General features: G+C 31.9%; 26 protein-coding genes and 1 pseudogene. 16 read left to right on the top strand and 11 right to left on the bottom strand.

Annotated features, from left to right (window positions below):
* Nucleotides 1-56 precede the first annotated feature (56 nt).
* The 4 genes from CN692_RS18155 to CN692_RS18140 are packed head-to-tail and all read left to right on the top strand — an operon-like array spanning nucleotide 57 to nucleotide 3754.
* A complete protein-coding gene (locus CN692_RS18155; protein WP_098120563.1) occupies nucleotides 57-1031 on the top strand; it encodes an ABC transporter ATP-binding protein in 975 nt (324 codons plus the stop codon).
* Complete coding sequence (locus CN692_RS18150; protein WP_098120562.1) at nucleotides 1028-1879, top strand: ABC transporter permease; 852 nt, start codon at nucleotides 1028-1030, stop codon at nucleotides 1877-1879. The genes CN692_RS18155 and CN692_RS18150 overlap by 4 nt, the downstream gene beginning before the upstream one ends.
* Complete coding sequence (locus tag CN692_RS18145; RefSeq protein WP_098120561.1) at nucleotides 1880-2680, top strand: ABC transporter permease; 801 nt, start codon at nucleotides 1880-1882, stop codon at nucleotides 2678-2680. It abuts the gene before it with no gap.
* Between the two features lie 27 nt (nucleotides 2681-2707).
* Nucleotides 2708-3754 (top strand): polyamine ABC transporter substrate-binding protein, encoded by a 1047-nt coding sequence (locus CN692_RS18140; protein ID WP_098120560.1) that lies wholly within the window; start codon nucleotides 2708-2710, stop codon nucleotides 3752-3754.
* 69 nt (nucleotides 3755-3823) lie between these two features.
* On the opposite strand, the gene CN692_RS18135 is transcribed toward CN692_RS18140, so the two are convergent.
* Nucleotides 3824-4249 (bottom strand): MarR family winged helix-turn-helix transcriptional regulator, encoded by a 426-nt coding sequence (locus tag CN692_RS18135; RefSeq protein ID WP_098120559.1) that lies wholly within the window; start codon nucleotides 4247-4249, stop codon nucleotides 3824-3826.
* A gap of 203 nt (nucleotides 4250-4452) precedes the next feature.
* Between CN692_RS18135 and CN692_RS27200 the strand changes: the two are divergent.
* Nucleotides 4453-4651 (top strand): annotated as a pseudogene (locus tag CN692_RS27200) (histidinol dehydrogenase); the annotation flags it as partial.
* A gap of 250 nt (nucleotides 4652-4901) precedes the next feature.
* Here the strand turns inward: CN692_RS27200 and CN692_RS18125 are convergent.
* Nucleotides 4902-5510 carry a YitT family protein gene (locus CN692_RS18125; RefSeq protein ID WP_098120643.1) on the bottom strand — a complete coding sequence of 203 codons (609 nt, stop codon included), beginning with the start codon at nucleotides 5508-5510 and terminating at the stop codon, nucleotides 4902-4904.
* Between the two features lie 643 nt (nucleotides 5511-6153).
* On the opposite strand from CN692_RS18125, the gene adhE reads away from it, so the two are divergent.
* From adhE to CN692_RS18110, 3 genes are all read left to right on the top strand, one after another.
* Nucleotides 6154-8757, top strand: coding sequence for a bifunctional acetaldehyde-CoA/alcohol dehydrogenase (adhE, locus tag CN692_RS18120; RefSeq protein ID WP_098120557.1), 2604 nt, complete (start codon nucleotides 6154-6156; stop codon nucleotides 8755-8757).
* A gap of 93 nt (nucleotides 8758-8850) precedes the next feature.
* Nucleotides 8851-9759: an RluA family pseudouridine synthase gene (locus tag CN692_RS18115; protein WP_098120556.1), complete on the top strand. Its 909-nt coding sequence runs from the start codon at nucleotides 8851-8853 to the stop codon at nucleotides 9757-9759.
* Nucleotides 9760-9769: 10 nt separating this feature from the next.
* Complete coding sequence (locus tag CN692_RS18110; RefSeq protein WP_098120555.1) at nucleotides 9770-10456, top strand: copper homeostasis protein CutC; 687 nt, start codon at nucleotides 9770-9772, stop codon at nucleotides 10454-10456.
* A gap of 219 nt (nucleotides 10457-10675) precedes the next feature.
* Here the strand turns inward: CN692_RS18110 and CN692_RS27195 are convergent, their stop codons facing one another.
* The gene (locus CN692_RS27195; RefSeq protein WP_373605043.1) at nucleotides 10676-11512 is read right to left on the bottom strand and encodes a CAP domain-containing protein; all 837 of its coding nucleotides are present in this window, start codon (nucleotides 11510-11512) and stop codon (nucleotides 10676-10678) included.
* A gap of 346 nt (nucleotides 11513-11858) precedes the next feature.
* On the opposite strand from CN692_RS27195, the gene CN692_RS18100 reads away from it, so the two are divergent.
* Nucleotides 11859-12170 carry a cyclic-phosphate processing receiver domain-containing protein gene (locus tag CN692_RS18100; RefSeq protein WP_098120554.1) on the top strand — a complete coding sequence of 104 codons (312 nt, stop codon included), beginning with the start codon at nucleotides 11859-11861 and terminating at the stop codon, nucleotides 12168-12170.
* A 649-nt stretch (nucleotides 12171-12819) separates the two neighbouring features.
* Here the strand turns inward: CN692_RS18100 and nagE are convergent.
* The 5 genes from nagE to phaQ form a co-directional block, all read right to left on the bottom strand.
* Nucleotides 12820-14187: an N-acetylglucosamine-specific PTS transporter subunit IIBC gene (gene nagE, locus CN692_RS18095; RefSeq protein ID WP_098120553.1), complete on the bottom strand. Its 1368-nt coding sequence runs from the start codon at nucleotides 14185-14187 to the stop codon at nucleotides 12820-12822.
* 187 nt (nucleotides 14188-14374) lie between these two features.
* A complete protein-coding gene (locus CN692_RS18090) occupies nucleotides 14375-14563 on the bottom strand; it encodes an alpha/beta-type small acid-soluble spore protein (RefSeq protein ID WP_098120552.1) in 189 nt (62 codons plus the stop codon).
* 90 nt (nucleotides 14564-14653) lie between these two features.
* Nucleotides 14654-15097, bottom strand: a complete 444-nt coding sequence (locus CN692_RS18085; protein ID WP_098120551.1) for a MaoC family dehydratase — start codon at nucleotides 15095-15097, stop codon at nucleotides 14654-14656.
* Nucleotides 15098-15155: 58 nt separating this feature from the next.
* On the bottom strand, nucleotides 15156-15665 hold the full coding sequence (locus CN692_RS18080) for a hypothetical protein (protein ID WP_098120550.1): 510 nt from the start codon (nucleotides 15663-15665) through the stop codon (nucleotides 15156-15158).
* Between the two features lie 47 nt (nucleotides 15666-15712).
* Nucleotides 15713-16132: a poly-beta-hydroxybutyrate-responsive repressor gene (phaQ, locus tag CN692_RS18075; protein ID WP_098120549.1), complete on the bottom strand. Its 420-nt coding sequence runs from the start codon at nucleotides 16130-16132 to the stop codon at nucleotides 15713-15715.
* A gap of 202 nt (nucleotides 16133-16334) precedes the next feature.
* Between phaQ and CN692_RS18070 the strand changes: the two genes are divergently transcribed.
* The 6 genes from CN692_RS18070 to CN692_RS18045 all read left to right on the top strand — a co-directional run bounded on the left by CN692_RS18070 (nucleotide 16335) and on the right by CN692_RS18045 (nucleotide 21317).
* Entirely contained in the window at nucleotides 16335-16823 is a 489-nt protein-coding gene (locus CN692_RS18070; RefSeq protein ID WP_098120548.1) for a polyhydroxyalkanoic acid synthase subunit PhaR, read from the top strand.
* Between the two features lie 25 nt (nucleotides 16824-16848).
* Complete coding sequence (locus tag CN692_RS18065; RefSeq protein WP_098120547.1) at nucleotides 16849-17589, top strand: 3-oxoacyl-ACP reductase; 741 nt, start codon at nucleotides 16849-16851, stop codon at nucleotides 17587-17589.
* A gap of 41 nt (nucleotides 17590-17630) precedes the next feature.
* Complete coding sequence (gene phaC / locus CN692_RS18060; RefSeq protein WP_098120546.1) at nucleotides 17631-18713, top strand: class III poly(R)-hydroxyalkanoic acid synthase subunit PhaC; 1083 nt, start codon at nucleotides 17631-17633, stop codon at nucleotides 18711-18713.
* A 107-nt stretch (nucleotides 18714-18820) separates the two neighbouring features.
* On the top strand, nucleotides 18821-20038 hold the full coding sequence (locus CN692_RS18055; RefSeq protein WP_179874475.1) for an NAD(P)/FAD-dependent oxidoreductase: 1218 nt from the start codon (nucleotides 18821-18823) through the stop codon (nucleotides 20036-20038).
* 80 nt (nucleotides 20039-20118) lie between these two features.
* On the top strand, nucleotides 20119-20787 hold the full coding sequence (locus CN692_RS18050) for a DUF421 domain-containing protein (RefSeq protein WP_098120544.1): 669 nt from the start codon (nucleotides 20119-20121) through the stop codon (nucleotides 20785-20787).
* A 23-nt stretch (nucleotides 20788-20810) separates the two neighbouring features.
* Nucleotides 20811-21317 carry a DUF3189 family protein gene (locus CN692_RS18045; RefSeq protein WP_098120543.1) on the top strand — a complete coding sequence of 169 codons (507 nt, stop codon included), beginning with the start codon at nucleotides 20811-20813 and terminating at the stop codon, nucleotides 21315-21317.
* 37 nt (nucleotides 21318-21354) lie between these two features.
* Here the strand turns inward: CN692_RS18045 and CN692_RS18040 are convergent, their stop codons facing one another.
* Entirely contained in the window at nucleotides 21355-21834 is a 480-nt protein-coding gene (locus CN692_RS18040) for a spore coat protein (RefSeq protein ID WP_172445398.1), read from the bottom strand.
* Between the two features lie 152 nt (nucleotides 21835-21986).
* Here CN692_RS18040 and CN692_RS18035 point away from each other — a divergent pair, with 152 nt between their 5' ends.
* Nucleotides 21987-22445 (top strand): DinB family protein, encoded by a 459-nt coding sequence (locus CN692_RS18035; RefSeq protein WP_098120541.1) that lies wholly within the window; start codon nucleotides 21987-21989, stop codon nucleotides 22443-22445.
* 68 nt (nucleotides 22446-22513) lie between these two features.
* Here the strand turns inward: CN692_RS18035 and CN692_RS18030 are convergent, their stop codons facing one another.
* The gene (locus tag CN692_RS18030) at nucleotides 22514-22858 is read right to left on the bottom strand and encodes a DUF3905 domain-containing protein (protein ID WP_098120540.1); all 345 of its coding nucleotides are present in this window, start codon (nucleotides 22856-22858) and stop codon (nucleotides 22514-22516) included.
* 232 nt (nucleotides 22859-23090) lie between these two features.
* Complete coding sequence (locus CN692_RS18025; RefSeq protein ID WP_098120539.1) at nucleotides 23091-24833, bottom strand: B12-binding domain-containing radical SAM protein; 1743 nt, start codon at nucleotides 24831-24833, stop codon at nucleotides 23091-23093.
* Nucleotides 24834-25318 lie beyond the last annotated feature (485 nt).

The raw sequence follows: 25318 nt of genomic DNA, 5'->3' as shown, positions 1-25318 counted from the left end.
AATAATTTATTCTTTTTTACATAATAATAAAATATTAATATAGATGGGACGCGAAAATGAAAAATATAATTGAAATTGAACAAGTCGAGAAAAGTTTTAGTGAAAATAGTGTTATATCCCCACTTTCATTAGAAATTTATTCGGGAGAGTTTTTAACAATCTTAGGTCCTAGTGGTTGTGGGAAAACTACACTTTTAAGAATGATTGCTGGTTTTGAAGAACCAACATCAGGTTTGATCAAGTTAAACGGTGACACAATTAATAATTTGCCTCCATATAAAAGAGATATGAATTTAGTGTTCCAACATTATGCATTATTTCCACATATGAACGTTGAACGAAATATTCAATTTGGCTTAAAAATGAAAGGTGTTTCGTTAGAGGAACAAAAAGTTCGAGCTAATGAAGCAATGAAACTAACTCAATTAACCGAATTTAGAAATCGTAAGCCTAGCCAACTTTCTGGTGGTCAGCAGCAAAGGGTTGCAATTGCTCGTGCAATAGTGAACAATCCAAAAGTATTATTATTGGATGAACCATTAGGTGCACTAGATTTTAAATTACGCAAAGATTTACAAAGAGAACTTAAAAATCTTCAACGTGAATTAGGAATTACTTTTATATATGTTACTCATGATCAAGAAGAAGCGATGAGTATGAGTGATCGAATCGTCGTAATGAATCATGGGAAAATCGAACAAATTGGAACACCGAAAGAGATTTATCAAAAACCTGCAAGTAAATTTGTTGCGACATTTATAGGTGAAAATAACTTCTTTAAAAAAGGCGATAAAGAGATTGCAGTTAGACCTGAAAATATTAAAGTTTCGCCTGCTACTGATGAATTTACCGAATACTTAGGTACGATTAAAGATGTTGAGTTTGTTGGAACATTAAATAAAGTTTTTATTGATTTACATAAACAAGAACAAACAATTGTTGTTTATCAAATGCCAGACCAAACATCTCTTTCGAGAAACGACAAAGTTGAAATTAGTTGGAAGTCGGAAGATGAGGTGATTATGTATTGAGAAATGGTAAATACATAATTGCACCTACGATTATATGGTTATTAGTCTTTTTCCTAGTACCATTACTTTTAATATTTGGATTTGCATTTATGAAAAACGGTTTGTATGGAGAAATTGAAAAAACATTTACTTTAGAAAACATTATTAAAGTTTTTGATCCACTTTATTTGGAAGTTTTATGGACTACATTTTGGATCGCTTTAGTTACTACAATAATTACACTACTTGTTGGTTATCCTTATGCATATACTGCTACTGTTGTAAATGCAAAATGGCAAAGGATGTTACTTTTATTAATCACGATTCCATTCTGGATTAATTTCTTAGTTAGATCGTATGCTTTAATTGTCATCCTTCGTTCAAAAGGAATCATTAATACTTTGTTAATCCATCTAGGAATTATAAAAGAGCCGTTACAACTACTATATAATACTCCATCTGTCATAATGGGAATGGTCTATACATTATTACCATTTATGGTATTACCAATCTTTGTCGCTATTGAACAGTTAGATAAACGTAAATTAGATGCGGCTAATGATTTAGGAGCGACTCCTTTCCAGACATTTTTATATGTTACACTTCCATTGACTATGAATGGAATTTTTGCAGGCAGTATTTTAGTATTTGTTGCATCATTTGGTATGTTTGTCGTATCAGATGTAATGGGTGGTTCGAAAGTTGCATTAATAGGTAATGTTATTCAAAACCAATTCTTAGCAGCAAGAAACTGGCCATTTGGGTCTGCACTTTCAATTTTCTTAGTTTTAACTTCAATTGGTTTAATTGGACTTTACTATTTAGCGACTAAAAATATTGGTGCTCAAAGAAGTAGAGGTGAGAAATAAATGAAAAAACCGATACTTATTGGATTTTCGACAATTGTATTGATCTGTTTATATTTACCTATTTTGATTTTAATACTATTTTCGTTTAATAAATCAAAGATTAATGCTCAGTGGTCTGGATTTACATTTGACTGGTATTTAAATCTATTTAAGAATCCACAAGTTGTTGATGCTTTAATGAATAGTTTAACGATCGCAATTATAACGACAATCCTTTCTACAATTCTAGGTACGATTTGTGCTTTAGCATTACATAAGCATAAATATAAATTTTCGAGTTTTATTAGTGGACTAGTTTACTTACCAATCGTAGTTCCTGATATTTTAATGGGACTTTCTTTACTAATCCTTTTTACAAATTTCCATATCGAATTAGGTAGTATCACAATTATTATTGCACATGTCACTTTTTGTATTTCATATGTAATTATTCTTTTAGCAGCTAGACTTTCAGGTATGTCTTCTGATTTAGAGGATGCTGCAAGTGACCTAGGTGCAACACCATGGCAAACATTTAGATTTGTTACATTACCGGCACTTATGCCAGGAATAATTGCATCTGCACTTTTATGTTTTACATTAAGTATTGATGATTTTGTTATTAGCTTTTTTGTTTCAGGACCAAGTTCAACTACACTACCAATTTATATATATGGAATGGTTAAAAAAGGTGTAACACCTGAAATAAATGCAATTTCAACCATTTTAATCGTTACAATTATATTCCTAATGGTTGTTTCTGAAGTTTATCGTACAAAAGGAATCAATAATAAAACAGAGAAAAAATCCTATATAGTTTAAGATTAAAGGAGGTAGTCAGTAGGCATTATGAGTAAATTTAAAAAAGTTGCTTCACTAATGGTATCTTTAGGTTTAGTAAGTTTGCTATTATCTGCCTGTTCGGCAGGAAAAAAAGAATTAAATATTTATAGCTGGGCAGATAATTTTGACGAAAAGGTTTTGGAATCATTTGAAAAGAAATATGATGTTAAAATTAATTATCAAGTGTTTGCTAGTAATGAAGAGCTATATGCAAAATTAAAAGCTGGTGGTTCAGATTATGATGTAATTCAGCCTTCAGACTATATGGTTAAACTGATGATCCATCAGAAAATGTTAGCTAAGTTGGATAAAAATAAAATGCCAAACTTAGAAAATATTTCTCCGGAATATACGAATCAAGAGTTTGACCCAAAAGGTGAGTATTCAGTTGTTTATACTGGAGGACTAACAGGGATTGCTTACAATCCAAAATATGTGAAAGAAAACATCGATAGCTGGGATGATCTTTGGAACCCTAAATACAAGGGGCATGTTACTTTATTAGATGATAATAGAGAAGTATTTGGAATGGGATTAATTAAAAATGGTTTTTCAAATAGTTCCACAAATAAAGATGAACTTCAAACTGCCTATAATAATTTAAAAACTTTAACACCTAATTTATTAGCTTTTGACACAGATACAGTAAAGCAAAAGTTTATTACAGAAGATGCATGGATTGGCCAAGTATGGTCAGGTGATGCAGCTTATATTCAAAAAGAACTTAAAGATGTAAAGTGGGTTGTACCAAAAGAAGGCTCATCAAGATGGGCAGATACATTGGCAATCCCTAAAGATGCAAAACAAAAGGATTTAGCAGAAAAATTTATTAATTATATGTATGATCCAAAAGTAAGTGCAAAAAATTATGAATCAATCGGATATGCAGATCCAAATAGTAAATCAGGACCTTATCATTCTGAAGAATATAAACAAAATCCTTATATAAATGTTACAAAACAAGAAACAGATGCAACTAGTTGGATTAAAGATGTTGGAAAACAAACAGAATTATATGATAAGTATTGGACTGAATTGAAAACGGGTAAATAATATTCACTTTCCTGTAAAAAGTTAGACTTATATCAAACAAAAAAGGTTATCTCATTTGAGATAGCCTTTTTAGTTTGAAGTTAATTTGTTTAATAATAGATGGAATTGATCTCTTTCATCTTTTGATAGCTTTTCGAATAATGTAAGCCAAAGCTCTTGTCGAATGTTGAACATGTCTTCAATAATTTGTTTTCCTTCATCTGTGAGTTCCAGCCAAGTCACTCTGCGATCTCGGATATCTCTTTTACGAGTAATTAGATGATTACTTACCAATTTATTTACAGCGGTTGTTATTGAACCTGAAGAAAGACCCATTTGTTTTCCAAGGTCTGAAGCGGAAAGTTTTTGATTTTTATATATTAAATACAATAGTAAGTATTTTGGTGGAGTTAAGGGGTTTTTAGCTTCCTCATCTGTTTTTTGCCAGTTTTTTCGAACTCGAATCATTAAGCTAGTTAAATCATAAATCAAAAGTTTATCGTTTTCAGCTAACAAGGCAATATCCACCTCCTAAATTATGATAAAAAGATAATATTAATGTGGCTATTGTATGTATAATTTATCAATTTTCTTAAGTATTATCAAGAATACTTGATTAATCGTTGGTATTTTTAATTTTGTCAAGTTTTGGTTGTATAGTTTCTATAGTGTTTTGTAAATAGTATGATAAAAGACAACATTGGTAGGGGTGAAGTACAATGTTTAAGTATTTTAAGTTTAAAATAAATGATACTGTTCAATTTGTAAAGAACGATGGCCATTTCTATCGAGTTATTGGATACAGGATCGAAAAAAGTATTTATTTAAATGATGAGTACAGTAGCATTATTTACGAACTCTTACGAGAATTTGATGGTCTACAAGTTGACGCCGAAGAAGAAGAATTAGTAAGTGTATCAAACTTTGATGAGTTTTACGGTTCAATGTTTGAGAAATTAGGTACATTTACAATTAAGTTTGCTAAAAAACAAGAGGAAGTAAATAAGACAAGCATTGAAGAAGGCTCATCTGTGGACGATCTATTAGATAAATATAATGACTACCGAAGACTGGCAATTCTTTTTAAAGATTGTCTTTATGATTTAGCTGCTGAAAATGTTTTAAATGAACTCGTTGACTACTCAGAATCAAAAAAAGATTACACGCATTAAGCGTGTAATCTTTTTTCATTCGTTTTAATTGCAACGGATTTATTTTGTACTTTACCTTCATATACTAATTCAGTTACTTTTGCACAAATAGCGACTGAGAGTATTGTATAACCTACTTCATTCCATGAAAGATAACTAAGTGAACAAAGTAGAATCACAGCATCAAATATAAAATATACTTTACCTATTGAAATTTTTGATTTTTTACTCATTATGATTGTTATTAAGTCATCTCCACCAGTTGCTCCACCACTTCTAAGAATTAACCCTAATCCAAGTCCAGCGAAAATTCCACCTAATATAGCGGGAATCCATAAATGATTTCCAAAATGAAATGTAAAATGTGATGTTTTTTCTATTATAGAATAAAACACCGAAAATGAAATTGCGCCGAGTGTCGTATTAATTAATAATTTTTTACCTAAATACAATCCTGCCAATAAGATAATCGGAATATCGAGAATTAATGTTGTAATTGAAGGGGATATATTAAACGAATTTTTGACTAATAAAGCAATGCCAATAAATCCACCCTCAGCAAGATTGTTTTGATAATGAAAATGGTAAAGTGTAGTGGCTAAAATAAATGAACCAAATAAAATCATTAAGGTCTCACCCAAACGATTGTTACTCATTGTTATTTCCTCTTTTCGTAGTTAGTAGTTAAAAAGTAAAGTTATAAACTAACTACGTACATATAGAGCTCGTAGTTAGTTTTTTGCCTTTCTAACTACAAAGCTATATATCATTGAAGAAATAACATAATCGCCTGTCAACCATAGTTTCGCCTACCTTCAGTTTTATTTTTAGAGTTCTTTTGGTTCTCTAAATTAAAACCGCTAAGTGTAGGATAAATCTTTACGTTGCCAAATGCTCCTTCGAGCAATCATGGTTACACGTCCTTTTTGCCAGTTTTGTTAGAAAAATCTAACAGTTGAAAAATAAGTTCAAATGAACTTACTCTTAATTCTATCATATGCGAAATTATTTGAAAAAAGAAAAGAATTAACAAAAATCTACAAAGATTGAATCTAGGGATATGATAAAGAAAGAAAAAAATGAAAAATCCAAATAAAAACATAAGTAATTGTGAATTATTTCACAAAATAGACATAGCATTTTCAATGAAAAGGATATATATTATATTTGTAAACGATAATGTGAAATATTTCACAATTTAAATTGATAAACGGGACGAATTAAATCCTAATTGGATCTAACTGTCCATCATCAGAGGAGGAGAGCCAAATGGCTGTTCAAGAAAAAATTGTAAATGAAATTAGTAGCGCTTCTGAAATGGTAAATGAATTAGTAGTAAAAGGACAAAAAGCATTAAAGGAATTTGAAAGTTTTAATCAAGAACAAATCAATGAAATCGTACATTCGATGGTTCTAGCTGGTTTGGATCAACATATGCCACTAGCAAAAATGGCAGTTGAGGAAACAGGGCGTGGAGTTTATGAGGATAAAATAATTAAAAATATTTTTGCAACAGAATATATATGGAATTCAATAAAAGATAATAAAACGGTTGGAATCATAAGTGAAGATCAGCAAACAGGAATAACTGAAATAGCAGAGCCTGTTGGTGTAATTGCAGGTGTAACTCCAACAACTAATCCAACATCAACAACATTATTTAAAGCAATAATTGCAATTAAAACTAGAAATCCAATTATTTTTGCATTCCATCCTTCAGCACAAAACTGTAGTAGAGAAGCAGCAAAAATAGTACGTGATGCTGCAGTTAAAGCTGGAGCTCCAGAGAACTGTGTGCAATGGATTGAAGTGCCTTCTATAGAAGCAACAAAATGTTTAATGAATCATGTAGGCGTAGCTCTTGTATTAGCAACTGGAGGAGCGGGCATGGTTAAATCAGCCTATAGTACAGGAAAGCCCGCTTTAGGTGTTGGACCAGGAAATGTACCTTGTTATATTGAAAAATCTGCTGAAATCAAATGTGCAGTTAATGATCTAATTCTCTCAAAAACATTTGATAATGGAATGATTTGTGCATCTGAACAAGCAGTAATTGTTGATGAAGAAATTTATGATGAGGTAAACGCAGAATTAGAAGCAAATAATTGTTATTTTGCAACAATAGAAGATAAAAAGAAATTAGAAAAGCTAGTGATTAACGAGACAACTTGTGCTGTTAATGGGGACATTGTCGGTAAATCAGCTTATGAAATTGCGAAATTAGCTGGAGTAAGTGTTCCTGTGGATACAAAAATTCTAATCGTAGAATGTGACAATGTTGGTGCAAATGAACCTTTAACAAGAGAAAAACTAAGTCCAGTTTTAGCAATAATAAAAGTAAATGACAAAGAAGAAGGCTTTAAACGATGTGAAGAAATATTAGAGCTTGGAGGATTAGGACATTCTGCAGTTATTCACAGTAGTGATGAAGAAATACAAAAAGAATTTGGATTGAGAATGAAAGCATGCCGTGTAATATCAAATGCTCCTTCAGCTCATGGCGGAATTGGTGATTTATATAACGCATTTATTCCTTCATTGACACTAGGCTGTGGATCGCACGGTAAGAACTCTGTATCAACAAACGTAACTACAGTCCATCTATTAAATATTAAAAAATTAGGAAGAAGAAATATGAATATGCAATGGGTCAAACTACCACCAAAAATTTATTTTGAAAAATATTCAACTCAGTATTTAGAAAAAATGCCAAATGTCAAAAAAGCATTTATTGTAACTGACGAAGCAATGGTCAAACTTGGTTATGTTGATGTGATTAAATATTATTTAGAAAAGAGACAAGAAAATATTCAGATTGAAATCTTTTCAGATGTAGAACCAGATCCTTCAGATGTTACTGTAATGAAGGGTGCAGACAGTATGAGGGCATTTGAACCAGATACAATCATTGCGTTTGGTGGCGGATCAGCAATGGATGCTGCTAAGGGGATGTGGATGTATTTTGAATATCCAGAAACTACTTTAGACGGACCTAAGCAAAAGTTCTTAGACATTCGAAAAAGAGCTTATAAATATCCAAAATTAGGTCGAAAAGCTCAGTTTGTTGCGATTCCAACGACATCAGGTACTGGCTCAGAAGTAACGCCATTTGCTGTAATTACAGATAAAGCAAATAATATAAAATATCCATTAGCAGATTATGAGTTAACACCAGATGTTGCAATTATTGACCCTCAGTTTGTGTCAACAGTTCCTAAAAGCATTACTGCAGATACAGGAATGGATGTATTAACACATGCTATAGAGGCATATGTAAGTGTATTAGCGAACGATTATACAGATGGACTTGCGTTACAAGCGATCAAATTAGTATTTAAATATTTACCTAGAGCTTATAAAGATGGAAATGATTCTGAAGCACGTGAAAAAATGCATAATGCATCAGCAATAGCAGGAATGGCATTTGCAAATGCATTCTTAGGAATTAACCATAGCTTGGCTCATAAAATCGGTGCGGAATTCCATATTCCACATGGCAGAGCAAATGCGATCTTAATGCCGCACGTAATAAGATATAATGCAAAAAAACCAACTAAATTTACTGCTTTCCCTAAATATAAGCATTTTATTGCAGATGAACGATATGCAGAAATTGCACGCTTCTTAGGACTTCCAGCTACGACAACAGAACAAGGCGTTGAGAGTCTAATTACAGCGGTCATTAAGTTATCGAAAGAATTAAATATAAATATGAGTATCGAATCACAAGGTGTATCTGAAAAAGAATTTAAAGACAAAGTAGCATATTTAGCTGACCGTGCTTTCGAAGACCAATGCACAACTGCAAATCCAAAACTACCTTTAGTAAAGGAATTAGAAGAAGTTTATATGAATGCTTTTAAAGGCTGTTAAATAATTAGTAAACGTAGGGGCACCTGAGAGGGTGCTCCTTTTTTGACTAATCTTATTTTGGTATAATAGCCATATTGAAAGTGGTGATTAGTAATGGAAACTATGAATCAAAATCCTTGGTTTAAGGTTGAAATAAGTAAAGTGCATGAGAATCAAACTGTAGAGTCGTATTTGAAAAGTGCATGGCAATTTCCAAAGAAGTTGCTTCATGAATTAAGAATGGCAAAAGGCTGTAAGATAAATGGAGAAGCAAAGCCTTGGAATACGGTACTAAAGAGTGGTGACCTTGTTGAAATCCAATTGTTTATAGAAGAAGATTATGGAGTTACTCCACAAGAGCAATCGATCGAGATTTGCTTTGAAGATGAACATTTATTGGTAGTAAATAAACCGTATGGAATGGACACACATCCAAATGAAAAAGGACAATTAAACACATTAGCAAATGGTGTAGCCTTTCATTTTCAAAATAAAGGCTTGAAAACTAAAGTTCGACATATACATCGTCTTGATAAAGACACTACTGGCGGAGTCGTATTTGCTAAACATTCCTTGAGTAGTGCAATTCTAGATTCGATGTTAAGTCAGCGGAAAATAAAACGTACATATACTGCAATTGTTGAAGGAAATGTCAAATTACCAAAAGGAACAATTAATGAGGCCATTGGAAGAGACAGACATCATCCTACTAGAAGAAGAGTTTCACCTAAAGGTGATAAAGCCATTACGCATTATAAAAAAATTAAGTATATTTCAAAGCTAAATGTAACGGTTTTAGAATGTCAGTTAGATACAGGAAGAACACATCAAATCCGTGTTCATTTAAGTTTTTTAGGTTATCCATTAGTAGGAGATCAATTATATGGTGGAAAACAAAAAATATTGAATCGTCAAGGACTACACGCAAGCAATGTGTCGTTAAAGCATCCTTTTACAGATGAAATAGTATCAATATCTATTCCATTTCCTAAGGACATACAGCAAATAATTAACGAAAAGTGAGATGAATTAAATGTTATTAGAAGTAATTGCAACTACTGTAAAAGATGCGATAGACGCAGAAAAGTTTGGGGCAAATCGAATCGAGTTAGTTACCGGAATAAAAGAGGGTGGTTTAACACCGAGTTATACTACGATTAAGCAAGTCATACAAAATGTATCAATTCCCGTTCATGTTATGATTCGCCCACATAGTCGATCTTTTATTTATGATTCATATGACCAAGAAGTCATCCTAAATGATATTGAAGTATGTAAAGAAATTGGAGCAACAGGGATTGTTTTTGGAGCTTTAACTGAAGAAAATTCAATAGATGAGGTACTTTTAAAGAAGGTAACAGCTCGTGTGAAAAATATGAATTTTACGTTTCATCGCGCGATTGATGATTCAAATAATATTCTAGAGGCCATTAATACATTAATGCAATATCCAGAGATTACTCATGTTTTAACTTCAGGCGGTGTTGATAGTGCAATTGATGGAAAAGAAACGATTAAAAAAATGGTCGAACTTACAAATAATTCGAATATAAAAATTTTAGCGGGAAGTGGCCTATCAATTGAAAATATTTCAGATTTCATCGAATATACGAATGTAGAAGAAATTCATTTTGGTTCAGGAGTTCGAAAAAATAATTCTGCAATTGATGTAATTGATTCATCTTCAATGGAAAATTTGTTAAAAAAGTTAGTACGTTAATAAGTTTTTGAATAAAATTAAATTATTTTTGTATAATAAAGAAAACTCGCCGATTGGCGAGCCTTTTAGGCGAAGACAGAGGGGTAGTTGCACTTGTACTTAATTCCTAAAATTGGCATCTACGTCGAATGATCCTCACAGTTGCCAATTTATACTTTCTTAATGTGTAAAAAAGTAGTCCGATTTACGGACTACTTTTAAAAAACGATATACTAATTATTATTTACCGATGAATTGTTGAGTCCAAGCATTTGATCTTGAATCATAACCAACACCAATTTGAGTTAAGTTAGGATTTAAGATATTAGCACGGTGACCAGCACTGTTCATCCAAGCAGTAACTACTTCTTCAGGAGTTTTTTGACCTTTAGCAATGTTTTCTGCTGCATAGCTATAAGTGATTCCGAATTGTTTCATCATATCAAATGGTGATCCATAAGTCGGAGAGTTGTGGTCAAAATAATTTTTGTCAGTCATATCTTGTGATTTTAAACGTGCAGTTTTAGATAATGTTGCATTAACTGTAAATGGTTTTAAACCAGCTTTAGTACGTTCAGCATTTGTTAATTCAACTACTTTTGATTCGTAAGCTGATAATGATGCTGTATTAGATGACGTATCAGTTGATGGTGTTGACGGTGTTGTAGGTTTAGATGGTGTAGTTGGTACCGTCGGTTTAGCCGGTGTTGCAGGTTTAGCCGGTGTTGTAGGTTTAGCCGGTGTTGTAGGAACAGTCGGTTTTGTTGTTGTTCCTGGGTTAGCTGGCTTAGTTGTTGAAGCTTGTCCTAATTGTTGCTTAATAGCATCTTGAATTTGCTTCATATCAATGCCATTGCTAGATAATAATTTATTTAAATCAATTTTAATAGTACCATTAGTAGTTGATAAGTTTGGTAGATTAAAATAATTGAATAAAGTATCATTTAAATTGATATTTTGTGTATATGGTTTAGTTGTATTTGTATCCTTAGTAATAGTTGCTGCATTTACGGCACCTACAGGAGCACCTACTAGTAGAGTAGCAGCCACAGTTGATAGAGTTACGATTTTTTTCATGTTCTTTCTCCTCCATTTGTTTGGTTATCGTCTCGCTGTACAAGTAATACTTTAGCATGAAAACGCATGACATAATTATGGGAAATAATGGCGAGCTAAAAATGAGGATTTTTTTGGTAGCACTGTCTTAGTACAGAAATAAAATAAAACGTTGTTATGACTACTATTTTACTAGAATAATATTCATAGGATTACTTGATTTTTTGTTTAAAATTTCCATAAAAAAAATATGAAGTTAAGAAAACACCGTATTATCTCGTTATAATACAGGAAGGAAAACCCAGTTTTGTTTTAATCCGGTTACGATTGTAATCATTCTGTAAAATAAGTATTGTAGGTGAAGGATTTGAAATTATTTGTAGATGATACTAGACCCGTTCCACACGGCTTTATATTGGCAAAATCAGTTGAAGAAGCATTAAAGCAATGCAAATATCAACAATTTGAACAAATTTCTTTAGATTATAACCTAGGATTTAGAAAAGAAACTGGATTAGACTTTATAAAAAGGTTTTTTAAAGAAGGTTACTATGTCCAACACATAAATCTACACAGTGATGATGTATTTGGTGTACATAAAATGGAGAATGCAATTAATGCACATATAATAGAAGAAACGAAACAAAAGATTAAAATTACAAAGATCAGTTATTCATGAAAGGACACTAATGATGCTAGTGTCCTTTTACTTTTCATTTATATATATAAGAACTTGCTTCTTTTTAACTCTTGCCCCCTTTATGAGTAAGGAAATGACAACAATTAGCTTGTTTTTTAACTCATAAGTCCTTTATGAGTAAGAAAAGATCTATTTTGATGGTAAATTTGAAATTTTTTGATGATGTTATTGATTTGTCTTAATAGATAATTTGTATGTGGAATACTAACATACTTTAGTAATTGTTCTTTATGGGAATATAAAATATTGTGATGCTATTATTTGAAAGGCATTTCAATTATTAGTTTTTAAATAGACAATTAATCGATATTAGCAAAATAACCGAGTATTTAATTTCTATTTTTCTCAAAAAAAAGGGGATTAAAAAGGTGCTTTATTGCATGCTTTTGTATTTTGAAGTAGTTGATTGGAACGGAAGGAGGCTCGACTCCTATGGGATAAGCGGGAAGGCTGAGACCCCGCGGGTATCGCTAGGAGGCTCAGGTCTCGCCCCATGGAAAGCGAGAATCCTGTAATAGAAATCATCATCATACAGCTTACTTTACATTGAAAAAAATTGTGTTTAATTGACAAGTTCTTTTTCAACAGCATAAATAAAGCTTGCCCAATTGGACAAGCTTTTGATCAATTATTTAACTTCTTTCTTTAAGTCTTCAGCAACAAACTCTACATTTGTACCTACAACTACTTGAACGTTTTTATCGTCTAATTTAATAACTCCACGAGCACCAGCTTTTTTAAGAAGTGCTTCATTTACTTTAGAAGCATCTTTTACTTGTAAGCGTAAACGAGTTGTACAGTTATCAATATTTGTTAAGTTTTCTTTTCCACCTAAAGCTTGTAGGTATAAAGAATCACCAATTTCAGTTGTTACTTCATCAGTTTCAACTTCATCATCGTCTTCACGACCTGGTGTTTTAATGTTAAATTTCTTAATTGCAAAGTAGAACACGACAAAGTAAATTACACCAAAGATTAAACCGATTAGGAGTAATAGTATAGGTTTAGTTGCGATATTGTAGTTTAGAATGTAGTCCATGAAACCAGCAGAGAATGTAAAGCCATCTTTAATTCCTAAAGCATTTACTAGACCCATTGATAAACCAGTTAAGATTGCATGGAATGTATATAGTACTGGAGCAATGAACATGAATGCAAATTCAATTGGTTCAGTAATACCAGTTAAGAATGATGTTAAAGCAAGTCCGATAAACATACCTGCAACAGTTTTACGTTTTTCAGGTTTTGCAGCAGCGATCATTGCAAATGCAGCAGCAGGAAGACCGAACATCATAATTGGGAAGAAACCAGTCATGAATGCACCAGCAGATTTGTCACCAGCGAAGAATCTGTTTAAGTCACCGTGAACTAATTTACCAGCAGCATCAGTAAAGTCACCTAAGTTGAACCAGAAAATTGTATTTAATACGTGATGTAAACCTAATGGAATTAAAATACGGTTTAAGAAACCAAATACTGCAGCTCCGATTGGACCGATATCAATAATCCAGTTACCAACAGAGTTAATTGCATCTTGAATTGTTGGCCATACATAACCAAATATTCCTGCTAATATCAGCATAGTAGCCGACGTTATGATTGGAACGAATCGTCGTCCACTAAAGAATCCTAACCATTCAGGTAATTTAATACCACTAAATCGGTTGTAAAGCAGACCAGCTACAACCCCTGTAATAATACCACCAAGGGCAGCCATGTTTATATCTTTATTAATAGTAGTTGTTCCTGCAGTTAATACGAAGTAACCGATTGCACCTGCAAGACCGGCGGCCCCATTTCCATCTCTTGAAATACCGATTGCAACACCGATAGCAAAGATTAATGGAAGATTTGAGAAAATTGCATTACCAGCAGCCGCCATAAACGGAATGTCTAGTAGATCTGGTTGTCCAAAGCGCAGTAAAAGACCCGCAGCTGGAAGGACAGCGATTGGAAGCATTAATGCTTTACCAATACGTTGTAAAAAACTAAGCATATTATTTTCCCTCCGAAAATTATTATAATGATTACGCTTTCAATATTAACTTAAAAGGCCCAACTTGTCTATACAACTAGTTAAGATAAATATTGCTATTTTCTTCCAATAAATTTAAAAATAAAAAGGGAAGAATTAATTCTTCCCCTATATTAAGCCATTTTATATAGTTTGTTATTTCTTTAAATCATTGACCCTTTAAATGACTTTGCGCTTGAGCAATTAAACGTTTTGTAATTTCGCCACCAACTGAACCGTTAGAGCGTGCAGTTGTATCTGAACCCAAAGTTACTCCGAATTCATTAGCTATTTCATATTTAAATTGATCTAGTGCTTGCTCTACACCTGGAACTAATAATTTATTTGATCTTGTCATGATAATCTCCCTTTCTGTAAGTAGTAGCTTACAATACTATTTTTTACATTTAGGATTTTATCATGCTTGGTAAATACAGTCATATTAGGTTTAAGTTAACTTTTTAACAACAGCTGATCCTTCCACAACGATTATATTATCCTGATTATATACATTCGTTTGAAGGGTAAGTAATTTTTTATCATCTCGTTTGCTTTTTACACTGACGATTACTTTAATTGTGTCATTAATTTTAACTGGTGCTTTGAAAAATACTTCTTGAGATAGGTAGATGGTGTTTTTGCCGGGTAGTTTAGTACCTAGTACTGAGGAAATAAAGCTGCAAATCAACATGCCATGTGCAATTCTTTCTTTAAAGATGCTTTCTTCAGCAAAATCATCTAATAAGTGAATTGGATTAACATCTGTTGAAATTGCAGCAAATTGTTCAATTAACTCTGCCGTAATTTTTACTTCAAGAGTAGCTTCATCACCAACTGATATGGAGTCAAAATGAACTTCCTGTACATGTCTTGCACTTTCGAAAATATTCATTTTGTTTCATCCTCTCCTTGATGAAATAACTAGCTATTCAAGAAAATCGTTAAAAATTTTATAGTTTTGAGAAAGAAAATTCTTGAATGTTTTTTAACCAATCTTCTTGAGTTTTTTGGAACTGTTGATACATATTCGTCCAAGCAGTGAAAGGTGTGTTATTTAATGGTTGTTTGAAAAATTGTTGAAAAAGTTGTTGTTGTTGATTTGAAAAAGTACTCATAGCTTGAAAAAATGGTTGATATGGATTTTGATTAAAGTTTGACCATAACGATTGGAATGGAGTAAATTGTTCAAATAATTTTTTCCAATTTTTTTCAAATGACTCTTGAGTCATTGTTGGTTTAATTTCATTTAGTAATTTGATCATTTCTTGAAATTGTTCATAAGATTCTTGTTGTTGAAGTTGGACTTGCTCATTTAATGTTTTCCATTGTTTTGCTTGTTCTTGAAATAAAGACTCTGTCCATTGTTGAATTTGTAATTGGTTATCAAGTAAGTATTGAAGCATCTTTTGAAAATTCTCAGTTGCAAGTTCTGTTTGTAATTCGATTGTTTTTTCAGTCATTAGTATTTCCTCCAAAAAAATTTATTATTGAATGCATTGCTGCAATTTCAATCATCTTTAAAACTTTCATCAGAGCTGCTAAATGGAAAGAAGGAATTTGTGTAAATTGAAAAAAATGTTTGGAGCATTTGATTATATTGAGTAAATGAACTATGGCATGTTTTTAAATATTCCTCACCAGCATCAGTAATTGAATAAATACGTTTTGCTGGACCATCGAGTCCATTTTCCCAACTAGATTCAATATAACTTTCTTTTTCGAGTTGTCTTAGAATTCGATACACATTACTCGAATCAAGCGTAGTAAAACCTAAATCAAATAATACTTGCATTAATTTATAGCCATGCATGTTCCATTGCTTAAGGCTTAGAAGTAGAAAGGGAACTAAGAAGTTTTTTGGCAATGTAAGATTGTTGGAAGTTTCCTGTTTTGTTTTTTTACTTGTATCATTTTCATTTGTTGTCATAAAGTATCGTTCCCTCCTATATCGTAGTAAGGAATCATCCCTTAGGTGTAATTTACACTTAGTTAAATTTATTGTCAATGTATTTTAAATATAATGAATATTAAACAACAAATTTCGACAAAATTGTAGAAATATCACGAAAATATTGGATTGTTTTGTTGTTAATATGTTTTCTATACTTAAATGAGTGAGGGGGATTAAGATGTCAGAGCAAAATTATTCAGATCCATTGAAAATGTGGAAGCAAATGTATGATGTTAATGAAAAATACTGGGGAAAAATGATGAACGATCATGTTCATAAAGAAGAATTTTCTGAGTGGATGGGTTCTGTACTAGATTTTAATCTATTTTGTAAAAAAATGATGAATGATCAGTCGAAAACTTTCTTAGATGCTTCGAATATCGCTTCAAAAGAAGATATCGCAAATGTAGCTAGCTTAGTGATTAATTTAGAATCAAAAGTTGATACATTAGAGGACCAATTATACTTAAATACGCAACCAGAGTTAGATGTAACAGCATTGAAAAAAGAGTTAGACATTGTTGCATTAAAACGAGATCTTACAAAAGTGAAAGCTGAAACCAAATCAATCCATCAACAAGTTAGTGAATTAAAGTCTTCAATGTCAAACATTGAACAACTTTTAAAGCAATTAACAACTACAACAACAACAACAACAAAACAATAATTAGTTAAAAAAGGAGAAATGATTAATGGATTTAGTAAATCGTGTAGCGATCGTAACAGGTGGAGCAAAAGGAATAGGAAAAGGTATAGCATTTGCTTTAGCAGAGAAAGGTGCAAAAGTTGTAATCAATTATAATAATAGTGAAGCACACGCAAAAGCAGTTGTAGACGAACTTTTTGAAAATGGTTATGAGGCATTAGCAGTTCAAGCTAATGTTGCTGAATTAGATCAAGCGAAAGCATTAATTGATCGTACAGTTGAGCATTTTGGCCGTTTGGACATTATTGTAAACAATGCCGGAATCACTAGAGATCGTAGTTTCAAAAAGCTAAGTGCTGAAGATTGGCATGAGGTTATTGATGTAAACTTAAGCAGTGTTTATAACACATGTAATTCTGCTTTACCACACTTATTAGAATCTGATAATGCTCGTATCATTAATATCTCATCAGTTATTGGTCAATCGGGCGGTTTTGGTCAAACAAACTATTCTGCTGCAAAAGCCGGTATGATCGGATTTACTAAATCATTAGCTCTTGAATTAGCAAAATCAAATGTTACAGTAAATTCTGTATGTCCAGGGTTTATTGAAACGGATATGGTAAACGAAATACCAGAAAATGTAAAAGAACAAATTATATCTAAAATACCAAAAAGAAGATTTGGTAAAGTTGAGGAAATTGCTAAAGCAGTAGTTTACTTATGCGAAGGCGGCGAGTACATCACTGGTCAACAAATAAATGTAAATGGCGGACTTTACGTTTAAGTCTTATATATAGATGAACTTTATCAAAAGGGGGGAATCGTGTGATTAGTTCACAAAAGTTAGAAGAAGCTACGGAATCACTTCCAAGCGGATTAAAAGAATCATATAAAAGATTGAAGAAAACTGCAGATATTCTTATAAAAGAAGGGGAGCCACTAGTAGGTCAATCTCCTAAAGAAGTCATTTGGACTAAAAATAAGAGTAAATTGTATCATTATATTCCAACTACTTCAAAAAAAGTAAAAAAGACTCCAATCTTACTTATTTATGCGCTAATTAATAAGCCTTATATCCTTGATTTAACGAAAGGTAATTCTTTTGTAGAATATCTTGTTAATGAAGGATTTGATGTTTATCTATTAGACTGGGGTACTTTTGGTTATGAAGATCGCCATTTGAAATTTGACGATTTCATTCATGATTATATTGCGAAAGCTGTAAATCGCGTTCTTCGTTTTTCAGGTGCAGAGGAAATATCATTATTAGGCTATTGTATGGGTGGCACTTTAACTAGTATTTATGCATCTCTTTATGAAAATGCACCAATTAAAAACTTAATATTCGTAACTAGTCCATTTGATTTTTCAGAAACTGGATTATATGGATCGTTTTTAAATGAAAAATACTTTGCATTAGATAAAGCTGTCGACACATTAGGAAATATCCCACCTGAAATGATTGACTTTGGTAATAAAATGTTAAAACCAATTACTAATTTCGTTGGGCCTTATGTAACTTTATTAGATCGATCTGATAATACAAGATTTATTAAGTCGTGGCAGTTAATGCAAAAATGGGTTGCAGACGGTATTCCTTTCCCAGGCGAGTCATATCGTCAATGGATTCGTGAATTTTATCAACAAAACAAATTATTAAATGGTGAACTTGAAATTAGAGGTAGAAAAGTAGATGTATCAAACATACAAGCTAATGTATTAAATATATCTGCAACTAAAGACCATATTGCAATGCCATGCCAAGTGGAAGCTCTAAATGAGCATATTTCTAGCGTAGATAAGCAATATGTATCGATTCCATCTGGTCATGTTTCAATTATGTTTGGACCTGTTTCTCTAAAAACAACATATCCGACAATTGGAAAATGGCTAGTTGAAAGATCATAAAAAATTAAATTTAGCTTAAAAAAAATCTCACTTTGAAAAAAGTGGGATTTTTTTCATTCAACTGACAAAAACTACCTTAAATAATGATTAATGAAAGGAGTAGAAATGTGAAAAGTATTAGCGGTGTTTTATATTGGCCAACAACTTATATTAATTCGCACCCAGAATTAGATAATATTAAATCACTAGATGAGGATCTAGAATGTGATTTTGTAATAGTAGGTAGTGGTGAGTCAGGTGGCTTATCCGCGTATTTCCTAAGTCAAACAGGAGCAAAAGTAGTATTACTAGATAAACGAAAAATTGCTCATGGAAGTACAAGTGCTAATACCGGACTTCTACAATATACAAACGATAAATCCTTAAATTCATTTATTAACTCTTATGGAAGAGAAAAAGCCGTTCGTCATTATCAATTATGTGTTGAAGCAATAAAAGGAATTGAAAAAATGTCAAAAGAAATTGAAATTGATCCAGATTTTATAAAAAGAAAAAGTTTATATTATGCAAGTGACTTAGATGGAAAAGAAAATATTGAATTAGAGTATAAGGTGTTAACGGAAAATGGATTCAATGTTGAGTTATTTACAAAAGCCCAAATAAAAGAGAAGTTTAATTTTACAAAGGAACTTGCACTTTTCACTGGTGATGACGCTGAAGTAAATCCGTATAAATGTGCCCATGGCTTACTTTTATATGCTATGAAGCGAGGCTTAAAGGCATACTCTGATACAGAAGTAACGCGGATCATTGGTTCAAAGGAAGGTGTCCAACTTTTTACGAACACTAAACATACGATTCGTGCTAAAAAAGTTATTTTTGCTGGAGGCTATGAATCTCTAGAAGTAAAAAGTGAAAAAAATGCAGTTTTGACTTCGACATTTGCAATAGCAACACAGCCGTTACTTGAAAATAGTAATGCATGGTATGAAGACAGCTTAATTTGGGAGACTGCAAGGCCGTATCTATACTTGCGCACAACTGTTGATGGAAGAATTATTGTTGGAGGTCTTGATGAACCTACAATCATACCAGAAAAGCGTGAATCAATGTTATTTCATAAAAAAGAGCAGCTTATAAAAAATCTAGTAGAGTTATTTCCGCAACATAAAGATGCAAAAGCGGAATTTTATTGGACAGGCGCATTTGGAGGAACGCATTCCGGCTTACCAATGATTAGAGAATACAATGAATATCCAAACTGTTTGTTTTTAATGGCGTATGGAGGTAATGGAACTGTATATAGCTATGTATTGGCAAAAATATTAAAGGATCTAGTTACGGTTGGCTCTCATCCAGACGCACATCTTTATATGGAAAATTGATTTATTTGGAATTTTTTTCAAGTTATCTATTAAAACTATAAATAGTCAAAAATAGTAAGAAAAATTTAGGAGTGTATTACATGAGCTATCATGAAATGTTTACTGAATTATTTTTCGGATATATAGCACTTTTTATCGTGGTCAAAATTAATGGGAAAACGCAAATAACACAAATAACACCATTTGATTTGATATCATCTCTAGTGCTAGGAAATATACTAGGAGATGGAATATACGACAAGGAAGCAAATCTTCCTAGAATTCTATTTAGTATTTTTACGTGGGGTGCTCTCATCTTAGTCACCGAAATCATAACTCAAAAGTCACGAAGAGCTAGAAAGTTCTTAGAAGGTGATGCTGCAGTCGTAATTAAGCACGGAGCAATTCAATGGAAAGAATTGAAAAGAAATCGTTTAGATACTGATCAATTGATGCAATTATTAAGAGCGAAAGATACATTTTCAGTCAGTGAAGTTGCGTATGCTATTTTAGAAAATGATGGAACAGTCAGTGTCTTAAAGAAATCCAATTTCGATACGCCTACTAAACAAGATTTGAAAATTCAGATGGAAAAAGAATTTTTACCTGTTGTCGTCATTAGTGATGGGCAAATTATAGAAAGAGCACTTAATTCATTGAAAAAAGACGAAAAGTGGGTACATAAAAAACTTTCTGAGTCAAATTTATCACTGAAACAAGTATGTTTTGCGGAATGGGATTCAAAGCAATTACATTTACATACATATTAAAACAAAATTTGAGGATGAGATGAATGAAATATTATATTTATTACTGTTTTGGAGGTACACATTCGTCACCATTGGCTGCTGCTTATCACTTGAAACAATTACCACTTGATCGCCAGCCGACAACGGAAGAAGTAAAGAATACTTATTTATTTAATAAACTAAAACCAAAAGATGGTGGAAAACTATTTTTTCATGGTGAAGACGAGAATGGAGACCAAGTATATACAGTAGCAAAAAGATATACTAAAAATGTGCCGACAGCTATAGAGACGCTAGGGAAAATCTTATTAAATGAGGATGATAAAATTATTTTATCAAGTTCATCGCCAACAGTCCCATTAGCAATGACATTAGGTGGCTTTACTTCAAGATTTTTGCATTTAGATTTTATTGGAGTTCCATTACTTGTATTAGGAGCAAAGCAAACTTATCTAAATTTAATAAAATTAGTTGAAAATACAAAAAGATATAATTACCTAGCAGCTGAAAAGGTCACTTGTTTAGATAATAAGAATTTCAATAAAGATTAAAGAGCAAACAAAAATGGACGTAAAAAACGTCCATTTTTTAATATGGCATTTTTAATACGTCCATTGCCTTTTTAGCGTCGTTTTCGATTAGTTTATTAATATTGTATACTGAATATTGACCCTGTTTTGATAAATAAGTAAAAATTTGAGTGTGCAAATTATTTACGGCTACTAGTTGTTTAACAAATGTGTTATTTAAATCAGGGGTTGCTGTTTCAGTAAGTGCATTTGCATACATTTTAGTTAACACTTTTGTAGCAGATAATAAATCTTCTGCATTCATTTCACTCGCTAATTTATCACTTGCTGCATCTCTTTCTCCGATTGTAATGTTGGTCATAAATTTAAGTAAGTCACGTAAGTTATTTTCAAAAGTAGTAATGGATGTTTTATATAATTCTTTTAATCCTGCATCTGAAACATTTTTTATATTTGTTTTAAGTTTAAATAAAAAGTAAGTTGTAGTTGCTACGATTTCGTGCAACTCTAAAGTCTCATGCCAAGCTAGTGTTCTCATCATAATCCCTCCTCCACTGTACAAATTTATTCAGAAGGACATGATTCTATGACAAATTAAGGACAGAGGGTATGGGAGAGTAGAGCTTATGTAAAGGAGGGAAATGGACTGGTGAAGAGGTAAAAATATCTAAACTTTACCAAGCCTTAAAAATGTATGTAGAAAATGTAATTAATCAATTAAGTTTAAGTGTTAAGACTGTTTTTGAAATGCTTGAGTTAATAACTGAAGAAGATTTAAATTTCAGACCAATTGATGATAAGAAATCGATTGGAGAGTTAGCACAGCATTTGTGTGAGTTAATAGGTGCTGATTTGAAAATTATGAGTGGAGTAAGCCAAGAGGCGATGGTCGTATACTATACCGAAGTCCAATGTACATCTTTAATTGAAATGAAAAAATTATTACAAAAAAATTTTCATGATTTAAAGGAAAACTATTTGAAAATGAATGGACAGGATTTATTTGAAGAAGTTACTTCATATTGGGGATTAAAATACTCTAAATTTGAATGGCTATTAGAAATTCTAGTGCACTTCACACATCATAGAGCCCAGTTACATACACTACTGGTCCAAAAAAAGGGCAAGATCAATATAGCTTTATTTTAAAACGCAAAGTAAGGGTAAAGGTTTTCCCTTTACCCTTTTCTTTCTTATACTTGAGTTTATCCAATTAATCAGTCCCTAGTTTCATGTTGCGGATGCATAAATTGTTTTGTTGGTTCACGCTTTTTCGATTCTAGAAGCGCAGCGTTTTCTGCAGTTGCCCATCCAATATCATTTGTAGGATGAACCCATTCGTCACCTGCCATAACTGAAGGATCTACATCATCTGACCAATTATTTAATGGAGAGTTAGGAGAACTATATTTACTATCGCCGATAACTACACCCTTTGAATTAACAAACGGTTCCTCCATTTTAATGCTTGTTCCCTTAAATGATGGGAAATTTGATATATGTGGTATTGTGTCTTGCATTACTGGTGAGTCGATTTCAGTATTGTCTTTTTTTCTTTTCATATTAATATCACCTCTATTTACAAATTATTATTTGCTAATTAGTGAAATCAATACAAAAGAAGGCTGTCGAAAAATCAACAGCCTTTTCTATTGGCTAAAAACGTAAAGTATGTTTAAACTATAGAAGTACTTCTTTAATTACCACTTTCGGAATGGTGGTTTCCTTTCATAGAGAGCAGTTCATTATTATCTCGCCTGTGTATTTCTATTTTTAAAAAACATTTCAGCTTAATTATGCTTCAATTTTATAAAATGAAGGTGATAACGTTTTTGGTGAGAAATAAATTAACATTGCATATTTACCAGTTCGATATTCTCTAGTCAATAAGAAATGTTCTATATCAAATGATAAAGGTTCAATTATTGTGTGTTTATAAATTTCTTTTTCGTTTAAGCTAAGGTTAATAAAGTTTGAACCAAGTTGTTCAGGATCTTCGATAATTCGCTTATAAATATCTTTCGAAAAGTCTTGAGTCGTTACTTCGTCCCACCAAGGTTTACGAGGTTTGTATTTATGGTTTAAGTAATAATCAACCTTCATAATATCTTTCACGATTGAATCATTTTTAATTTGATAATGAGTTAAAAATTCATTTAATCGTTTAAACAAATCTTCAAGCTGATGCCCGATTCTAGACCAACCGCGTTCCTCCCAGAATGAACCGAATAATTGGAAGAAATCAAACGGACTTTCGAATTCATTTTTAATTAAATATTCTATTGTATTATTTGTTCGATGATCATTCCAATATTTTTCAAGTACGTCTTCAACTTGTTTTATTTTTACAATATCATCGAATGAAAGGACGTTATTACCTAAAACTTCATACGGAGCATAATCCATATAGACATAATCATGCTCATGAGCTCTTAAGCGTACGCCAGTTCCTCTTAGCATTTTTAAGAAACCTAGTTGAAGTTCTTCTGGTCTTAATTCAAATACATCATTGAAAGTTTGACGAAATGAATTGTAATCCTCTTCAGGTAAACCAGCAATTAAATCCAAATGTTGATCTATTTTTTCTCCATCTCGAACTAGTGTGACCGTTCGACAAAGTTTCTCGAAATTCTGTCTTCTCATGACTAGTTCATTTGTAGCATCATTTGTTGATTGAACTCCAATTTCAAATCGGAATAGTCCTTTAGGTGCATTATCATTTAAAAATTCGATGACCTCTGGACGCATAATATCCCCAGTAATCTCAAATTGAAATACGGTTCCTTCCAAATGTTCATCAATTAAAAATTGAAACATATCCATAGCATAACTACGACTAATATTAAAAGTTCGATCTACGAATTTAAAAACTTTTGCTCCGTTTGCCATTAGATAACGTATGTCATCTTTAATGACCTCTCGATTAAAGTATCGAACTCCTACTTCAATAGAAGATAAACAAAATTGACAATTAAAAGGACAGCCTCGGCTTGTTTCGATATATTGAATTCTTTTACTTAAAAATGGTAAATCTTCTTTAAATCGATATGGCGAAGGAATTGTTGTTAATTCAATCTTTTCAGTTTGTGGTTTGATAATATTTTTACCTTCATCTCGATAACCAATGCCATTTATTGAAGTGAAATCTTCCCCATTATCAATGGCCTGAATTAATTTCTTTACAGTAATTTCACCTTCACCAATTGTTATGACATCAATTTCTTTGACTCTGTCTAGCCAATAGTTCACATCATAGCTTACTTCAGGTCCACCAACAAAGATCGTAACAGTAGGATCAATTTTTTTATACATTCGAATGACTTCAATTGTTTGTTCAATATTCCAAATATAACAACTAAAACCAAGAATAGTTGGTTTACGCTTATATAAGTCTGTAATGATATTAAGACTTGGATCTTTAATCGTATATTCTGCTAGTTCGATATCGTATTCAGGTTGTGCATAAGCCTTAATGTAACGAATACCTAAATTAGTATGAATATATTTTGCATTTAATGTTGCCAAAACAATGTTCATTAAAATACCTCATTCTAAAATATTTTCGATTTATTTTATCATAAAATAGTAAGATTACTAAATTTTGAAAGAGTGGGAATGACCTAAATAATGAAATAAATGCTAAACATCTCAAAAACGCATTTTAACAGTATGAATTGAATGAACGAAAGTACGTTTTGTTCTCTAAATACTAATCGGTTCTAGAGAAGATATTCTTCACATTTATTACTAATAAGACATATAATTTACTAAATACAAAAAAGTTTCCTTAGGGAAAGAAGGGATAAGCAAATGAGTAGAAAAATAGTATTTTTCACGTATTTGTGTAATAAAATTGGAGTACTGTCAAATCAAGATGTAAAAAAAGTATTAAATCAATAAGTTCTATCAAAAAACCATAAAAGATGTAGAAAATTGATGTTTGTTCATTTACTTAGAACTATTGACAATGAAGACCGACACATGACATAATTTTAATAAATAGTAAGAATAGTTTGAATTTT

Origin of the sequence: Bacillus sp. AFS002410, assembly GCF_002556365.1 — a bacterium.
In the GTDB taxonomy this organism is placed as follows: Bacteria; Bacillota; Bacilli; order Bacillales; family Bacillaceae_G; genus Gottfriedia.
The sequence above is the reverse complement of the archived record's forward strand: the minus strand, read 5'-3'. Positions and strand labels throughout refer to the sequence as shown.